Source organism: Janthinobacterium sp. YR213 (assembly GCF_900099875.1).
Classification (GTDB): Bacteria; Pseudomonadota; Gammaproteobacteria; order Burkholderiales; family Burkholderiaceae_D; genus Janthinobacterium; species Janthinobacterium lividum.
The window spans coordinates 1,346,829-1,364,215 of sequence record NZ_FNDA01000001.1; the positions used below are offsets into that span (position 1 = coordinate 1,346,829).

General features: G+C 65.3%; 13 protein-coding genes. 3 read left to right on the forward strand and 10 right to left on the reverse strand.

The window, feature by feature from the left end; genetic code table 11:
* Positions 1-2: 2 nt before the first annotated feature.
* The 7 genes from urtE to BLT98_RS05935 form a co-directional block, all read right to left on the reverse strand.
* Positions 3-701, reverse strand: a complete 699-nt coding sequence (gene urtE, locus BLT98_RS05905) for an urea ABC transporter ATP-binding subunit UrtE (RefSeq protein ID WP_034779148.1) — start codon at positions 699-701, stop codon at positions 3-5.
* Between the two features lie 18 nt (positions 702-719).
* Complete coding sequence (urtD, locus tag BLT98_RS05910) at positions 720-1,550, reverse strand: urea ABC transporter ATP-binding protein UrtD (protein WP_092605906.1); 831 nt, start codon at positions 1,548-1,550, stop codon at positions 720-722.
* The gene (gene urtC / locus BLT98_RS05915; protein WP_092605909.1) at positions 1,547-2,668 is read right to left on the reverse strand and encodes an urea ABC transporter permease subunit UrtC; all 1,122 of its coding nucleotides are present in this window, start codon (positions 2,666-2,668) and stop codon (positions 1,547-1,549) included. The genes urtD and urtC overlap by 4 nt, the downstream gene beginning before the upstream one ends.
* Positions 2,665-4,266 carry an urea ABC transporter permease subunit UrtB gene (urtB, locus tag BLT98_RS05920; RefSeq protein ID WP_092605911.1) on the reverse strand — a complete coding sequence of 534 codons (1,602 nt, stop codon included), beginning with the start codon at positions 4,264-4,266 and terminating at the stop codon, positions 2,665-2,667. Before urtB ends, urtC begins: the two co-directional genes overlap by 4 nt.
* A gap of 122 nt (positions 4,267-4,388) precedes the next feature.
* Entirely contained in the window at positions 4,389-5,642 is a 1,254-nt protein-coding gene (gene urtA, locus BLT98_RS05925; RefSeq protein ID WP_034779157.1) for an urea ABC transporter substrate-binding protein, read from the reverse strand.
* A gap of 204 nt (positions 5,643-5,846) precedes the next feature.
* Positions 5,847-6,629: a DUF4349 domain-containing protein gene (locus tag BLT98_RS05930; RefSeq protein ID WP_092605913.1), complete on the reverse strand. Its 783-nt coding sequence runs from the start codon at positions 6,627-6,629 to the stop codon at positions 5,847-5,849.
* A gap of 22 nt (positions 6,630-6,651) precedes the next feature.
* A complete protein-coding gene (locus BLT98_RS05935; protein ID WP_092606974.1) occupies positions 6,652-7,245 on the reverse strand; it encodes a transglutaminase-like domain-containing protein in 594 nt (197 codons plus the stop codon).
* 265 nt (positions 7,246-7,510) lie between these two features.
* Here BLT98_RS05935 and BLT98_RS05940 point away from each other — a divergent pair, with 265 nt between their 5' ends.
* Genes BLT98_RS05940 through BLT98_RS05950 form a run of 3 tightly spaced genes read left to right on the forward strand, consistent with a single transcriptional unit; the run spans position 7,511 to position 12,743 of the window.
* A complete protein-coding gene (locus BLT98_RS05940; protein ID WP_070254543.1) occupies positions 7,511-8,089 on the forward strand; it encodes a DUF2760 domain-containing protein in 579 nt (192 codons plus the stop codon).
* Positions 8,086-9,957: an Hsp70 family protein gene (locus BLT98_RS05945; RefSeq protein WP_244517404.1), complete on the forward strand. Its 1,872-nt coding sequence runs from the start codon at positions 8,086-8,088 to the stop codon at positions 9,955-9,957. Before BLT98_RS05940 ends, BLT98_RS05945 begins: the two co-directional genes overlap by 4 nt.
* Positions 9,958-9,959: 2 nt before the next feature.
* A complete protein-coding gene (locus BLT98_RS05950; protein ID WP_092605915.1) occupies positions 9,960-12,743 on the forward strand; it encodes an Hsp70 family protein in 2,784 nt (927 codons plus the stop codon).
* Positions 12,744-12,758: 15 nt separating this feature from the next.
* On the opposite strand, the gene BLT98_RS05955 is transcribed toward BLT98_RS05950, so the two are convergent.
* The 3 genes from BLT98_RS05955 to BLT98_RS05965 form a co-directional block, all read right to left on the reverse strand.
* Positions 12,759-14,300 carry a CHASE2 domain-containing protein gene (locus BLT98_RS05955; protein ID WP_092605918.1) on the reverse strand — a complete coding sequence of 514 codons (1,542 nt, stop codon included), beginning with the start codon at positions 14,298-14,300 and terminating at the stop codon, positions 12,759-12,761.
* 118 nt (positions 14,301-14,418) lie between these two features.
* Positions 14,419-15,615 (reverse strand): serine hydrolase domain-containing protein, encoded by a 1,197-nt coding sequence (locus BLT98_RS05960; RefSeq protein WP_244517439.1) that lies wholly within the window; start codon positions 15,613-15,615, stop codon positions 14,419-14,421.
* 151 nt (positions 15,616-15,766) lie between these two features.
* On the reverse strand, positions 15,767-17,263 hold the full coding sequence (locus tag BLT98_RS05965) for an alginate export family protein (protein ID WP_092605920.1): 1,497 nt from the start codon (positions 17,261-17,263) through the stop codon (positions 15,767-15,769).
* Positions 17,264-17,387: the final 124 nt, after the last annotated feature.

Consider the following 17,387-nt stretch of genomic DNA (forward strand, 5'->3'; position numbering starts at 1 on the left):
CCTTACACGGCCAGGTGCCGCTTCACGTCCTCGCCATCCATCTGTTCCGCCTTGCCGCTGGCGACGACACTGCCGCGCGACAGGACGATGAATTCGTCGGCCAGTTCGCGGGCAAAATCAAAATACTGTTCGCACAGCACGATGGCCATGTCGCCCCGCTGTTTCAACAGGCTGATCACGCGGCCGATATCCTTGATGACGGAGGGCTGGATGCCTTCCGTCGGCTCGTCGAAGATGATCAGCTGCGGCTCGGCCAGCAGGGCGCGGGCGATGGCCAGTTGCTGCTGTTGCCCGCCCGATAAATCTCCGCCGCGCCGCTGCAGCATCTCCTTGAGCACCGGAAACAGTTCATACACGTGGGGATCGATGCGCGCAGCTTGCCGGCCGCCCTTGCTCGCCATACCCATCAGCAAGTTTTCCTCGACCGTCAGGCGCGCAAAGATGTCGCGGCCCTGCGGCACGTAAGCGATGCCCAGTTTTGCCCGCGCATGGGGCGCCAGCCTGGTGATGTCGCGTCCATGGAACACCACCTTGCCCTGCGCCACGGGCAGCACGCCCATCAGGCATTTCAGCAAGGTCGTCTTGCCCACGCCATTCCTGCCCAGCAAGGCCAGGCATTCGCCCTTGCGCGCCGACAGGTTGATGCCGCGCAAGGTGTGCGAGGAGCCATAGTATTGATTTAACTGTTGCACTTCCAGCATAGTCTGTGATCTCCCCTATTACCTTCCCAGATAGACTTCGATGACCCGCTCGTCCGCTTGCACCTCGTCCATGCGGCCTTGCGCCAGCACGGTGCCTTCATGCAGCACGGTAACGATGCCTTGCCGGGCAATCTCCGTCACAAAACCCATGTCGTGTTCGACCACCATGATCGAATGCTTGCCGCGCAATTCATTGAGCAACTCGGCCGTGCGCGCCGTTTCCGCATCCGACATGCCGGCCACGGGTTCGTCCAGCAAAATCAGCTGCGGCTCCTGCATCAGCAGCATGCCGATTTCCAGCCACTGCTTTTGCCCGTGCGACAGCAAGCCCGCCGGCCGCGCCTCCTGGCCGTTGAGGCGGATCAGGCGCAATATCGCTTCAATCTTGCCTGCCTGCTCGGACGTGAGGCGCGCAAACAGGGTGGGCGCCACGCGCTTGTCCATCTTCATCGCCAGCTCCAGGTTGTCGAACACCGTGTGCTGCTCGAACACGGTGGGGCGCTGGAACTTGCGGCCGATGCCGGCATGGGCGATCTGCGCTTCCGTCATGGTGGCCAGGTTCATGGTCTGGCCAAACCAGGCCGTGCCGGACGTGGGACGCGTCTTGCCCGTGATCACATCCATCATCGTCGTCTTGCCCGCCCCGTTCGGACCAATGATGCAGCGCAATTCGCCCACGGAAATATCGAGACTGAGCTTGTTGATGGCCTTGAAGCCGTCGAACGACACGCTGATGTCTTCCAGATACAGAATGGCGCCGTGCGTCGTATCGACGCCCTCGCCTTTCACGCGCGAGTACGTCGGCCCCGCTTCCGCGCTGGCCATGCCGGGCAACATGCGGATACTCATGCGGCCTCCTCTGCCATGGCGGCGGGTTTTTTACGTTTGAGCTTGTTCAGCACGCCCAGCATGCCCTGCTGCATGAACAGCGTCACGACGATGAACAGCAAGCCCAGCGCGAACAGCCACAGTTCCGGCAAGGCAGCCGTGAACCAGCTTTTCAAGCCGTTGACGGTGAAGGCGCCCAGGATGGGGCCGATCAAGGTGCCACGTCCGCCCACGGCCACCCAAACGACCATCTCGATGGAGTTCGCCGGCGACATTTCGGACGGGTTGATGATGCCCACCTGCGGCACGTACAGGGCGCCGGCGATGCCGCACAGCACGGCCGACAAGGTCCACACAAACAGCTTGAACCACAGCGGGTTGTAGCCGAGGAACATCAAGCGCGCCTCGCTGTCGCGCACGCCCTGCAGCACCCGGCCCAGCTTCGAGCGGACGATGGCGCGCGCGCCGATCAAGGCCGCCAGCAGGAAGGCCAGGGTCAGCAGGAACAGCACGGCCCGCGTGGCGGGCGCCGTGATGCTATGGCCGAGGATAGTCTTGAAATCCGTGAAACCGTTGTTGCCGCCAAAGCCAGTGTCATTGCGGAAGAACAGCAGCATGAAGGCATACGTCATCGCCTGGGTGATGATGGAAAAATACACGCCCTTGATGCGCGAGCGAAAGGCAAAGTAGCCAAACACAAAGGCGAGCACGCCCGGCACCAGCACGACGAGCGCCATGCAGTACCAGAAATGTTCCGTAAACGCCCAGTACCAGGGGTAGGTTTTCCAGTCGAGAAAGACCATGAAGTCGGGCAGGCTGCTGCGGTACTGGCCCTGGTCGCCGATGGCGCGCATCAGATACATGCCGTGCGCATACGCCCCCAGGGCAAAGAACACGCCGTGGCCCAGGGACAATATGCCCGTGTAGCCCCAGACGAGGTCCAGCGCCAGCGCGGCCAGCGCATAGCACATGAACTTGCCCACCAGCGCCACCGTGTAGGCGGACACGTGCAACGCATGCCCTTCGGCAAACGCCAGGTTAAATACCGGCAACAACGCCGCCAGCACAGTGCATCCGGCGATGGCCAGCCAGACGGGCCGCGTGAACAGGCCAGGCTTGATTTGATAGGAGGTAGTCATTCGACGCTGCGTCCCTTCATGGCAAACAGGCCCTGCGGCCGGCGCTGGATGAAAATGATGATGAACACCAGAATGGCGATCTTCGCCAGCACGGCGCCCGCCACCGGCTCGAGGAATTTGTTGACTTCACCCAGCCCCAGCGCGGCGATCACGGTGCCGGCCAGCTGGCCCACGCCGCCAAGCACCACCACCATGAAGGAATCGACGATGTAGCTTTGGCCCAGGTCCGGCCCGACATTGCCCAGCTGCGACAGGGCCACGCCACCAAGTCCCGCGATGCCGGAACCGAGACCGAAGGTCAGCATGTCGACCTTGCCCGTGGCCACGCCCACGCAATCGGCCATGCGGCGGTTCTGCGTGACGGCCCGCACGAACAGGCCCAGGCGCGTCTTGTTCAGGATCAGCCATACGGCCACGACGACGACGATGGCAAAGACGATGATGGCCAGGCGGTTGTACGGCAGCACGAGGCCGCCCAGCACGGTGACGCCGCCCGACATCCAGGCGGGATTGGCCACTTCCACGTTTTGCGCGCCGAAGACCGTGCGCACGGCCTGCATGAGGATCAGGCTGATGCCCCAGGTGGCCAGCAGGGTTTCCAGCGGCCGCCCATACAGCCAGCGGATCACCGTGCGCTCCAGCATCACGCCCACCAGTCCCGCGACAAAAAAGGCGGCCGGCAAGGCGGCCAGCAGATACGCATCCTGCAAGCCAGGCAGGTAGCTGCGGAAGAACAGCTGGCACAGGTAGGTCGTGTACGCGCCTATCATCAGCAATTCGCCATGTGCCATGTTGATGATGCCCATCAAGCCGAACGTGATGGCCAGCCCCAGCGCGGCCAGCAGCAGCACGCTGCCCAGCGAAATGCCGTAGAACACATTGCCGGCGAACTCCATGCGCGCCACCCGTCCCTTGATCTGGCGCATGGTCTCGATGGCGGCCAGCTGCACGGCCTCGTCCGGCTCGCCGGCCTTGCCATCTGGTCCTTTCTCCAGCATGGCTTGCAGCGCGGGCAGCAGGCGCGCATCGCTGCTGCCCGCCAGCGCCTGCACGGCGGCCTTGCGCATGGCGGCGTCGGGCGCATGCAGGTTGGCGCTGGCGATCAGCACCTGCAATATCTGTTTGATGTCAGCATCGTTTTCCTGCGCCAGCGCAGTGCGTATCAGGGGGACCTGTGCGGGATCGACGGATTGCTGCAGCGCCTGCGCGGCGGCCAGGCGCGTGGCCCGCTCGGGCGCCAGCAGTTTCAACCCCGACAAGGCGCCCGCCACGGCCGCGCGCAAGCGGTTGTTGACCATCACGCCGTCGATGCCATCGGGCAGCGCCACGCCCTGGCCGCTTGCCGGCTCATATGCCTGTTCACCGTCGACGATATACACCTTTCCGTCGGGGGCCGCATATAACTGATCGTCCTGCAAGGCTTGCAGCACCCGGGCGGCCTCGGGCGTAGCCAGGGCGGCGATCTGGGCGACGGCCGCGATCCTGGTATCGGGATCGTCGCCGGATAGCGCTTTGAGCAGGTCGGGGGGGATGGCGGCCTGCGCCAGCGAGGATAGCAACAGGCAGGCGAGGACCAGCAGTTTGGGGATGAACCTCATTGTAAGTTCCATGGAAAAACTGCACGGGGCGAGCGCTTACCCCAAAGGCGAGGACTGGGGTCGGATGGGGACGCCTAGTCCCTCAGGGTCCGACCCCGGCATTTGCTGGTGGGTGATAGCGCCTACAGCTTCTGCTTGCCCTCATTCCCCTTGATGAACGGGCTCCACGGCTGGGCGCGTATCGGTTCCTTGGTTTTCCACACGACATTGAATTGACCATCGGCCTTGATCTCGCCGATCATCACGGGCTTGTGCAGGTGGTGGTTGGTCGGGTCCATGGTCAGGGTAAAACCGGACGGCGACTTGACGCTCTGGCCCGCCATGGCGGCGATCACCTTGTCCGTGTCCGTCGATTTCGCTTTTTCCACGGCTTGCGCCCACATGTGGATGCCCACATAGGTCGCTTCCATCGGGTCGTTCGTCACGACAGAACCCGCGTTCGGCAGCTTTTGCGCCACGGCATACGCTTTCCACTGCTTGATGAAGGCCGTATTCACGGGGTTCTTTACGGATTCAAAGTAATTCCACGCCGCCAAGTGCCCCAGCAAGGGCTTGGTATCGATGCCGCGCAATTCTTCCTCGCCCACGGAAAACGCGACGACGGGCACGTCCGTGGCTTTCAAGCCCGCATTGCCCAGTTCCTTGTAGAACGGCACGTTGGAATCGCCATTGATGGTGGAAATGACGGCCGTCTTGCCGCCCGTGGAAAATTTCTTGATGTTGGCGACGATGGTTTGATAGTCGGCATGGCCGAACGGCGTGTAGACCTCGCTGATATCGCTATCCTTGACGCCTTTGCTTTTCAGGAAGGCGCGCAGGATCTTGTTGGTGGTGCGCGGATACACGTAATCCGTGCCCAGCAGCACGAAGCGTTTGGCGCCGCCGCCATCCTTGCTCATCAGGTATTCCACGGCGGGAATCGCCTGCTGGTTCGGCGCGGCGCCCGTATAAAACACATTCTTTTCCAGCTCCTCGCCCTCGTACTGGACCGGGTAAAACAGCAGGCTGTTGAGTTCCTTGAACACCGGCAAGACGGATTTGCGGGACACGGATGTCCAGCAGCCGAACACGACAGCCACTTTATCCTGCGCCACCAGCTGGCGCGCTTTTTCCGCGAACAAGGGCCAGTTCGACGCGGGATCGACGACGACGGCTTCCAGCTTCTTGCCCAGCACGCCGCCCTTGGCATTGATCTCGGCGATCGTCATCAGCGCCACATCCTTGAGCGACGTTTCGGAAATGGCCATGGTGCCCGACAGGGAGTGCAAGATGCCCACCTTGATCGTGTCGGCGGCCAAGGCTGCCTGCATGGTGGTGGACATGGCCAGGGCCAGTGCGCCGGCGGCGGCCGCTTTCAGGATGATGCGTCGTGACATGGGGACTCCTGTGATGGGTTCGTGGGGGTCGAGCTGGGTCTGCCATGTTGTTAAAGCAGAATGCATGCCAGCACCGGCAGGCGTCCGCCATGGTGCAAGCGGCGCTCGCCGCACGAAAAAAAACCTGGCTGCACAAGGACTGTGCAGCCAGGTTTCAAATTGCCGTAAAACGGTGCGCAGGACGCAACAATCCCGGCATCAATCCTAGCGCGGAGCTCCACGCAGACGGCGCCAGCCCTTGCGGCCCAGCGGGAACAGCAGCACGAAAGCGATCAGCCAAGGCAGAATGTAGGCCATGGCAGTGATGGCGTTGGCCACGCCTTCCGACAGGTTTTCCGTGAAATTGCCCAGCGCGCGCTTGACGGGCCGCCAGAACGATTGCCTGCCTTCGGCGCTGATGGCCACGTTCAACAAGTCCGTATCGATACGCTGCATCAACAGCGCATTGGCGGCCGTCGCCTGCTCCAGTTCCACTTGCACGGTGGCCAGTTCCTTGGTCACCTTGATGAGGGCATCGACGTTAGCTCCCGAACGTTTTTCCAGGTCTTGCAATTGCGCCTGGTATTGCTTGAGCATTTCCAGGCGTTTCTTGCTGTCGAGCACGGGACGGCCCAGGTCTTCCACCTTGGTGCCCTGGCTGGTGACGTCGCCTTCGGCCGCGACCAGCGCGACGAGCTTCTTGATGCCGGCCGGCTTGGCGCGCATGCTGATGCGCGCATGCACGTAGCGGCCGCTGTCGACGCTGGAATCGAGCAGCAGGCAGCCGTTTTCCGTATCGGCCTTGCAGGCGGCGACCACTTTTTCATACAGGGGCCGCACTTGCGCCTCGCGCGTATCGACGCTGACATTATGTTCATAGGCAAGGAACTCGCTGCCCTTTTCCTTGCCTTCGAGACGCGCGGCGCTCGACTGCCCGCCGCTCTCGCCCTTGCTGCCGCAGCCGGCCAGCAGCAACAGTCCAAACAGGCATATGGATATTTTTTTCATGATTTCTTTCTTTGGATTATTTTTACAGCGGCAACAATTCGATATCGGGCAAGTGCGCCGCCACATCCTGCACGGTCGCATGGCAGGTCAAGGACGCCACCACCTGCGGCAACGGTTCCGGCCAGATTTCCGGCAAGTCGCGCTCTTCGGGCGCCAGCACGGGAAAGGCCAGCTGTTCCCGTGGCGGCGTGAAGGCGGCAGCGACGCCGGGCTTGTTGCCGCGCGCATCGATGCGGTACCAGCCGAACTCCTGCAGATGCACGGCATTCAAGCCATGCAGGCAGAACGGCGGCCCCACCTCGCCCACGGCCAGGCGCTGGTAACACAGGCCGGCAGGAATGCCGTTGGCGCGCAGCAGCGCCGCCAGCAGATGGCTCTTCGCATAGCAATAGCCCGTGCCATGCTGCAAAACGTCGGAAGCGCGGCAGGTGACGGGATTGCGCTGGTAGTCCCAGCTATGGGCGATCTCGTCGCGCACGAAGGCAAAGCAGCGGGCCGCGATGGCGGCGTCACCCACCGCGCCTGCCGCCAGTGCAGCCGCCTTGGCGCGCACGGCAGGATGGTCGCTGTCGATGTAAGTGCTGCTGGCTAGATACGGGGAAAAGTCGGTAGACATGGCGTCAAGGTCAGGCAAAAAGATAATGCGCGATTCTAGTCGAAACGGCACGAAATCGAGCGTTTCCTTGCGCAGGAACAAAGAAAAACCACGCCTCAGCCTTACTGCGCGGGGGGCGGCGACTTTGGCGGCGGCCCGGTAGCTGGTATCATGCGGGCAAACGCAGCCGGCCATATTGGCGCGGCACATGCACTACCCTGCGAAGCGGACCTGCCCTCCGGCGCGCCGCCGACGCCTCCCTACAGATCAGAGAAACGAGTTCCCTATGAGCACATCATCGTCGCACCCATCGTTCTGGCGCCGTGTCCCGCTGGCTTTCGGCGCCTTCTTCAGCACCCTGTCGGACGCCGCCTATGCGGCCCGCGTGGAAAAGCTGGCCTTGCCCGAGGCGGCGCCCGCCGCTCCCGTCGCGCCAGTGGCCCCTGCCCCGGCGCCAGCCGCCGCGCCCGTCATTTTGAAGGAAGCGACGCCGGACGCGGCCCTGCAATTGCTGGCCCTGCTGCAACGCGAAGCGCGATTGATCGACTTCACCCAGGAAAACCTGGGCAGCCATGCCGATGCCGATATCGGCGCGGCCGCCCGCGTGGTGCATGAAGGCTGCGCCAAGGTCATGCGCGAGTATTTCACCATCGAGGCCGTGCGCCAGGAAGCCGAGGGCAGCCGCATCGTCCTGCAGGAAGGTTTTGACTCCGCCCAGGTACGCCTGACGGGCAATGTAGTCGGCTCCGCGCCGTTCACGGGTACCCTCAGCCACCGCGGCTGGCGCGCCTCCAGCGTGCGCCTGCCGAAACTGAGCGAGCAGCACGACGCCGCCATCCTGGCACCGGCCGAGGTGGAACTGTGAGCGACGCGATCAACCCTACCCCGCGCTACGCCATCGGCATCGACCTGGGCACCACCCACAGCGCCCTGTCATATGTCAACCTGGTCGAGAGCGACGGCGAAAAGTCCAGCCATGGCGTGCTGAAAGTGCCGCAACTGTCGGCGCCGGGCACCGTCGAAGAGCTGTCGCTGCTGCCATCGTTCGTCTACCTGCCGCACGCCGATGAAGTGGCGGCGGGCGACCTGGCCCTGCCCTGGGTCACCGAGGAAGCCGAAGCGCCGTTCGTCGTTGGCGAAATGGCCCGCAGCCGCGGCGCTACCACGCCGATCCGTTTGGTGTCGAGCGCGAAAAGCTGGCTGTGCCACCCGGGCGTGGACCGCCGCGCGGCGATCTTGCCGAACGACGCGCCGGCCGAAGTCGCGCGCATTTCGCCCATCACGGCCGCCACGCGCTATCTGACGCACTTGCGCCAGGCCTGGGACAACGCCCACCCGCAAGCGCCGTTCGCCGAGCAGGAAATCACCGTCACCATTCCCGCCTCGTTCGACCCGGCAGCGCGCGAGTTGACGATGGAAGCGGCGCAGGCGGCCGGTTATTCCTCATTGACCTTGCTGGAAGAGCCGCAAGCGGCCCTGTACAGCTGGATCCAGACCAGCGAAGGCCGCTGGCGCAAGGAAGTCAAGCCGGGCGACATCATCCTGGTGGTCGACGTGGGCGGCGGCACCAGCGACTTTTCGCTGATCGCCGTCCTCGAGCGCGACGGCGTGCTGGAACCGCACCGCGTGGCCGTCGGTGAACATATCCTGCTGGGCGGCGACAATATGGACCTGGCGCTGGCCCACCTGGTGGCCCGCAAGCTGGCCGTCAACGGCACCCAGCTGGACGCCTGGCAAATGCGCGCGCTGACCTATGGCTGCCGCAGCGCCAAGGAAAGCCTGCTGGCCGACAGCGGCCTCGATGTGGCGCCCATCGTCGTGCCGAGCCGCGGTTCGAAACTGATCGGCGGCTCCATCCGCACGGAACTGACGCGCGCGGAAGTGTCCACCTTCATCCTCGACGGCTTCTTCCCGCAAGTGGAAGCATCGAGCCGTCCTGCCGTGCGCACGCGCGCCGGCCTGACGCAACTGGGCTTGCCGTATGCGCAGGATGCGGCCATCACGCGCCACCTGGCCGCGTTCCTGGGCCGCCAGGTGGCGGCCACCAGCGAGCTGGAAGGCTTTGCCGGCCGCCAGGTGGACGGCGCCAGCTTCCTGCACCCGACGGCCGTGCTGTTCAACGGCGGCGTCTTCAAGTCGGACCTGCTGGTGCAGCGCATCATGGCCACCGTCAACGACTGGCTGTACATGGAAGGCGCGGAACCGGCGCGCATGCTGGCCGGGGCCGACCTGGACCTGGCCGTGGCGCGCGGCGCGGCCTACTACAGCTACGTGCGGCGCGGCCATGGCGTGCGCATCCGCGGCGGCACGGCCAGCGCCTTTTATGTCGCCATCGAGTCGGCCATGCCGGCCATCCCCGGCATGGAGCCGCCTATCCAGGCCCTGTGCGTGGCGCCGTTCGGCATGGAAGAAGGCAGCGAACTGGAATTGCCAGGCCAGCAATTCGGCCTGGTCGTGGGCGAACCCGTGCACTTCCGCTTCTTCGCCTCGTCCACGCGGCGCAACGACCAGATCGGCGACTTGCTCGATTTCTGGGGCCCCGATGAATTGCAGGAGCTGAGCGAAATCCAGGCGACCTTGTCCGCCGAAGGCCGTCAGGCCGGCGACGTGGTGCAAGTCAAGCTGCACGCGCGCGTGACGGAAGCGGGCACGCTGGAGCTGCTGGCCGTCTCCCCTGATGGCGCCGAGCGCTGGAAGGTGGAATTCGACGTGCGCGGCACGCCGCAGCAATAGGCATGCGCAGCGCAGTGGGCAAGCCGGCCTTCCTGGTCGGCATCGACCTGGGCACCACCAACACGGTGGTCGCCTATGCCAATGCGGCCAATGCAGCCGATATGCAGGCGGGCATCGAGCTGTTCGCCATCGAGCAGCTGGTCGCTCCCGGCGAAGTGGGCGCACGCCCCCTGCTGCCGTCCTTGCGCTACCACCCTGCCGCCGGCGAACTGGCGGCGGGCGACTTGCAGCTGCCATGGCAGCAGCAGGACCTGGAGCATGCCGTGCTGGGCGCTCTGGCGCGCCAGCTCGGCGCCCAGGTGCCGGGCCGCCTCGTTTCCAGCGCGAAGAGCTGGCTGTCGCACGCGAACGTGGACCGCCAGGCGCCCATCCTGCCGTGGGGCGCCGAGGCCGACGTGGCCAAGGTGTCGCCTGTCGCGGCCAGCGCCAGCTATCTCGCGTATGTACGCGCCGCGTGGAATCACCGCTTCCCGGATTCTCCGCTGGAAGAACAGGAACTGGTGCTGACCATCCCCGCCTCGTTCGACGAGGGTGCGCGCGCACTCACCCTGGAAGCGGCCCTCATGGCGGGCTTGCCTGCGCTACGATTGGTAGAAGAACCGCAGGCGGCCTTTTATGACTTCCTGCAGCGCCAGCACGCCACCCTGCGGGAGGACCTGGCCGATACGCGTCGCATTTTAGTCTGCGACGTGGGCGGCGGCACCACGGATTTCAGCCTGATCGACGTGGACTTCGATGACGACGGCGAACCGCAGCTCACGCGCAGCAGCGTGGGCAATCATTTGATACTCGGCGGCGACAATATGGACCTGGCGCTGGCCCACCTGGTGGAAACGCGCATGGCGGCAGGCAGCGAAGGCGGCATGAAGCTATCGGCCGCGCGCTTGTCGCAGCTGATGGAACGCTGCCGCGCCGCCAAGGAATTGCTGCTGTCGAACGATGCGCCGGAGAGTGCCACCGTCACCCTGCTGGGCGCAGGATCTCGTCTGATCGGCGGCAGCCGTTCCGCCGACGTCACGCGCGAGGAAGTGGCGGCCATGGTGGTCGACGGCTTCTTCCCGAAGGTGGAACTGAGCGAGGTGGCGAGAAAGGGCCGCGCCGGCATCGTCGAATTCGGCCTGCCGTATGCGCAGGACGCGGCCATCACGCGCCACCTGGCCAGCTTTCTACAACAACATCAGGGCGCACTGCCCGATACCCTGCTGCTCAATGGCGGCGTGTTCCGCGCCGACGCGCTGGCGCGCCGCCTGGCCGAGACCCTGGCGCACTGGCGTGGTCAGCCCTTGACCATCCTGCACAATGACAATCCAGACGTGGCCGTGGCCCGTGGCGCCGTCGCCTACGCGCTGGCCCGGTGCGGCCAGGCGCCGCGCATCGGCGGCGGCTCGCCGCGCAGCTATTTCCTCGTGCTGGGCGAAGCGGGCAAGGACAAGCGCGCCGTCTGCATCCTGCCCCGTGGCAGCGCCAGCGGCGAGGAAATCCGCCTGACCGAACGGCTGTTCGCGCTGCGCCTGGGCAGGCCCGTGCGCTTCCACCTGGCCACGTCCCTCTTTGAGGCGGGCACGCCGCCGCAACTGGGCGAAATCGTCGACCTGGACGCCGGAGAATACTTGCGCCTGCCGCCGCTGGCCAGCGTGCTGCACGACAAACAGGATGCCAGTGACAAGCGCGAAATCACCGTGCAGCTGGCGACAGTCATGACCGAGGTAGGGACTTTGGAAGTGCATTGCGTGGCCGCAGCGGATGCCTGCCAGCGCTGGCTGCTGGAATTCCAGTTGCGCGCTGGGCAGGAAGAGCAAGGAGATGGCGAGGCTCAAGCCGTTTCGCCACGCGTGAAAGAAGCGGTCGAGAAGATCGAGCGCATCTTCGGCGGCAAGGCGCAAAAGGTCGAAGCCAAGGAAGTGCGGCAGCTGCGCCAGCACCTGGAACGGGGGCTGGGCGGACGCGAAAGCTGGGAGACTCCCCTGCTGCGCCAGCTGTTCGACGCCCTGCTGCTGCGCGCCCGTGGCCGGCGCCGCTCCGCCGAGCATGAACGTGTCTGGCTGAACCTGGCCGGCTACTGTTTGCGGCCCGGCTATGGCGACGCGCTGGACCCGTGGCGCATCGAGCAGCTGTGGGCCCTGTTCGACACGGGCGTGCAGCATCACAAGGACAACCAGGTGTGCGCCGAATGGTGGACCCTGTGGCGCCGGGTGGCCGGCGGCTTGAACCCCGAGCAGCAACTGCGCCTGCTCGACGACTTCGCCTTCAACCTGCAAGCCGATGCGGCCCAGCGCGGCAGCCGCCCCGTCACCCTGGTCAACGGTAGCGACGACGACATGCTGCGCCTGGGCGCGTCGCTCGAGCGCATCCCCGGCGCCTACAAGGCCGAAGTGGGCGTCTGGCTGATCAAGCGGCTGGAGAAAGCCAGCAAGAAGGGGGAAGCGGCCGATACGAATACCCTGTGGGCGCTGGCCAGGGTCGGCGCGCGCCAGCCCTTCCACGGCAGCGCGCACGAAGTGGTCGACAGCGCCAGCGTGGCCGACTGGCTGCACGTGCTGCTGGCGCTGGACTGGAAAAAAGTGGAACCGGCCGCCTTCGCCGCCACCCACCTGGCACGCATGACGGGCGACCGCTCGCGCGACATCGGCGACGAGCTGCGCGCCACCATCCTGGCCCGCCTGAAAGCCGTGGGCGCCCCGCCCCTGTGGCAAGCGATGGTCAGCGAAGTGACGCAGCTGGACGAAGCGAACACGAAACGCATGCTGGGCGAGGCGCTGCCGCCGGGCTTGAAGCTGATCAATTAATCAACTGCCATCTCGCTACACCAGCGCCACCACCAACAGCACCACCGCCAGCGGCGCCTGCACCAGCACGATGCCCGGATGCGTGCGGCGCAGCTGGGCCCACACGGACAGGCCCGGCACTTCCTCGTGCGGATGGTGGGCTTCGTCGCGCAGCGACATCGCGTGCAGGAACATGCCGGCGATCAGGGGGCCGGGGTTGACCCACCAGCCCTGCTCCAGCAAGCCGCGCGACAGGTAGATGGCCAGTGCGCCGATGGCAAACGGCGAGGCCCACACCAGCACCAGCATCAGGCGGATGCCATAGAATTCCGCCAGCGTGCCCATGCGGTGCAGGCGGCTGAAATCGTGGTCTTCCATGCGCCGGTCGATGGCCAGCTCGGCGCGGCCGTATAAGGTCCACAGGCCGCCGAACAGGCAGCCCAGCAGCACGCCGATGACGATGTCAGCCACGAACACCGCATATTTGTTGACGTCGGCCGTGCCGATGCCCAGCGACGTGTGGGCGGCCGCATGCAGGTGCAGGCTGGCCTGCTCGCCTTCGGCCGTCGTGTAGCGGTCGCGCACGTCATACGTGCTGCCGAGATACACGACATTCTTGCGCAATGCCACGGCCTCCACGCCGGCCTGGCCATCGATCAGTTTCACGCGCGTGCGCGTGGGATTCAGGAATGCCGGCGCCACGGCGGCCGGGTGAAACGGTGCGGTGACGGCGTTCTGTTCTGCCGCCGCCTTGGCGTCGCCGCGGATGACGGGCTCGAACGCCCAGCGCGCCAACTCCTTTTCGCTGCCCGTACGCCGCGCCAGTTGGCACACGCGGCCAGCCAGCGCCACCACTTCCTTTTGCTCGGACAGGGCGGCCGGCATGGGTTGCTTCTGCTCCTGCTCGTCGGCGCCATGCGCCAGCTCGAAGGCCACGGCCGCCAGCACGGGGCTTTTCAGCTCGATGCGCGTGACGGCGCCCATGCGTTCGCGGATCCGCGGGCTGGCAAAGTGGATGCCGGCGGCGCAGCGCGCACGTATCCACGGCAGGTTCGCATTGCGGTCCGATTGCTCGGGCAGGATCAGCACCAGTCGCCGGCCATCGGCGGCCAGCCGGTCGAGCAGGCGGTCCAGCGGCCGCTCGCCCGCCTTGTGCTGCTCGTACACGGCTGGCGCCAGGTCCAGGTCGATGGCCAGCACCTTGCTGCCGCGCGCTGCGGCGCTGGCGATCAATTGTTCCAGGCGCGTGCGTTCCAGTGGTTCACGCTCGTCGAAGACCTGTTCGAACGCGGGCTGGTCGATTTCGATGATGCCGGGCCGATAGGCGGCGCCCGGGTCCTTGCCCCGGTTTAGCAGTTGCCCCTGTTCCGCGCTGGCGCGCAGCATGGCCGCATCGAGCCATTCGAGCACGTGAAAACCTTCCAGCGCCAGCATCAGCGCGGCGATCAGGCTGGCGCCGATCACGTGGTGCAGCAGGTGCGTGCCCGTCAGCTTGAAGGCCGAGCCCAGCTGGGTGACCGGCCACAGCAGGCGCCGCCAGAGCGGCGGGCGCGGTTGGTCCTGCTGGCTGGTTTCCACGGTGCTTCCCCTTGCGTGCGCTGCATGAATACCATTCAAGCAACAAATAATGACGAAAGGATAGTGTATTGCAGTTGCGCCCGTTCCGCCGCACGGCTGGCACGGGCCCGTCCGCAGATTACTTCGGCTTGGCCAGCAACAACTTGCCCAGCGCCTCGAAGGCCGGCGTGGTGGTCGGGTCGTTGGCCGCGTTGGCCGCCGTCGGCGTGGAGGCGAAACGCACGATCACCATTTCCGCCTTCGGGTCGATGTAGATGCGCTGGCCGTACACGCCGCGCGCCATGTAGGCGCCATGGTCGTTATGCGTGACCCACCACATGTCGCGGTAGCTCCAGCCCTTGAGCAAATCATAGCCGCCCTTGGCGAACAGCTGTTTGTCGCCGCCGCGGCGGATATCGTCGACGGCCGCGCGGGGGATGATTTGCTGGCCGTTGTAGCGGCCATCGTTGCGCAGCATCTCGCCGAAGCGGGCCAGGTCACGCAAGCCCGCATTCAAGCCACCGCCGGCAAACGGCGTGCCCGTCGAATCGACCGTCATGTAGGCATCCTGCTCGGCCCCCAGCTTTTGCCAGATATGCTCGGACAGGTATTCGTTGACGTTCTGCCCCGTGACGCGGGCGATGATCCAGCCCAACACGTCGGAGTTGACCGTGCGATAGCCGAAGCCCTCGCCATGCCTGCCCTCGTGCCGCACCGTCTGCAGATACTCGAAATAACTGCGCGGCCCCGTGTAATCCTTCGGCTTGGGCAGCGGGCTGCCGGCCGCCGCGTGCTGCCATACTTCCGCTTTCGGGTCCGCGTAATCTTCGCTGAATTTCAGGCCCGTGGTCATGTCGAGCACCTGGCGCACGGTGGCGTCGCCAAACGCGGACTTCGCCAGTTCCGGCACATACTCGGCCACTTTCCTGCCTGGATCGAGCTTGCCTTCGGCCACCAGGGCCGCGCCGATGGTGCCCATGACGGACTTCGTCACGGACATGGCGCCGTGCTGGCCGCTCTCCTTCAATACGCCGAAATAGCGTTCATACACGATGCGGCCCCGGTGCAGCACGACGATGCCATCCGTGTAGTTGGCGCCCAGCGACTGCTCCCAGGTCATCGTGTCCTTCGCGCCCAGGGGCGTAAAGCGCAGGCTGTCGATATCGCTGCGCAGCGCGCGCGGCAAAGGCACGGGCGCTTTCAGGCCGCGCGCCACTGCCACCGTCGGCATCAGCTGGCGGAAATGCGACACGCTCCAGCGCAGCTGGGGGAAATTGAAATAGCTGCCATCGTCGAAGCGGATGATCTTATCGGCCGGCGGCGGCGCGCCCACCATCCATTGCAGTGTAGCCGGGTCGCTGGCGGCGGCAGACAGCGGCGCTGCCGCATGGGCGCTGGCAGCCAGCGTAAGGCAGGCTGCGGCCAGGGCCATACGTTTCATGCTGGGGAAATCGTTCATGTGATGCTCTCCTTGATAAACGGAATACTTAATATACCCATACGACGTTGGCCAGCCATCCCGTCCAGGTCCGGGCCTGCCCGTTCACCAGCTGGTTCACGCCGGACTGCGCGAACGAGGCGCTGAAGCCCAGGGTCAGGTAGGTATTCGGGTTGACGACGCGCACATACTTGACGAAGACATCGTTCGCCAGCATCGGACGCAGCACGCCGGAGATCACCACGGGCGCGTCGCCCGGCACATCGAGGCGCGTCGCCTGGCCGAACTGCAGCGGGCTGCCCATCCGGTTGGCGCGTACCTGGGCCAGGTAAGCGGTCACTGTGTCTTTCGGCGTCGGGTGAAGCTCGATGGTGGCCTGCAGCGCATTCACGTTGGCATTGACAAAGACCCAGGTCGCCTTGCTGCCCGAAGCCCAGGCGCCCGGCGTGCCTTCGAAAAACAGCGGATCGAAGCGCTCGTTGCGCGCCGTGCGCGGATCGTCGCCGGAAAAGCTCTGGTAGCCGAGGGTGAACTTCGGCGTCCACGCCACGTCGGGCAGCGAAAAGCCCCCTTCCGTGCGCCAGCCCCAGGCCCGCATCGGCTCGCGCGTGTTCCATTCGCGCGCCGCGTCGATGCCGAACCAGCCTTTCGGCAGCACGGAGGGCAGTACGGGCACGCGCGCATAGCCATGCACGAACTGCAGGTCCTTGCGGCCGTCAGGCACCGCCAGCGGCGCGCCGATGCCGCCCGGCGCCGCCTGCGGATACGCGGCATGCGAACGGGGCGCCTTGCCATACGCGATGCCGGCCTTGCGGTCGTTCGCGGGCGCGTAGCTGACGTCAACGCCGACGACGCGCGTGCCCGAATCATTGTCGGGGTTTTCATTCGGGTCGAGATAGAACGCCTGGGCGCTGAGCGCATCCTGGCTTATTTTGGCCACCACGGAATTCTGGAAGGCCTTGCGCGGTCCCAGCTTCAGCGCGCCACGGTCAAAGCCGTTCGAGCCGCCATTGGCGACCAGCATGCCCGTGCCCAGCGTGAAATTCTGTGCGCCGGCCGACAGGTCGAGGGTGGCGCGCGTGCCGCCGAGCGGCATGCGGATGCCGGCGACGAATTCCTCGATCGAGATGCGGCCCGTATCGCCCGCGCCAAAAGGGTCGTGGCGCAAGGTGCCCGAGCCGACGGCGGACACGCGCGCATACAGCTGCTTGCCGTCGCCCAGATTGCGCTTGAAGCCGAGCGCCGGCTTGACATAGAACTCGTACCAGTAGGGATGGAAATCGAAGCCGGGATTGCGCGCCGGCGTATTCGACAGCTTCCAGAACAGATTGCTCTCGCCTGCCACTTGCACGCCCGCTTCGACGGAACGCGTCACTTGCCAGTCGGCGCCGATGGCCGGCTCGACGGCGGCGCGCCGGGCCACTTCCTTTTCCATGCTGCTCTGGCCATCGGGGTCGAGCTGGCCGGCGGCGCCGCAGGCGGCGCTCCAGCCCAGCAGGGCCAGCACCATCGTTCTGCGTACCAGGAACATCGCTTGCATTGCCATAGATATCCCTTGCGCTGGCTGACTGTCAATTTGAGCGAATGTTATCAGAGATGCTCTTGTTGTAAGGCATCCTATCGTGCGGTGCGGCCGTGGTGAGACAAACGTCTCACGGCAGTCCCATGCT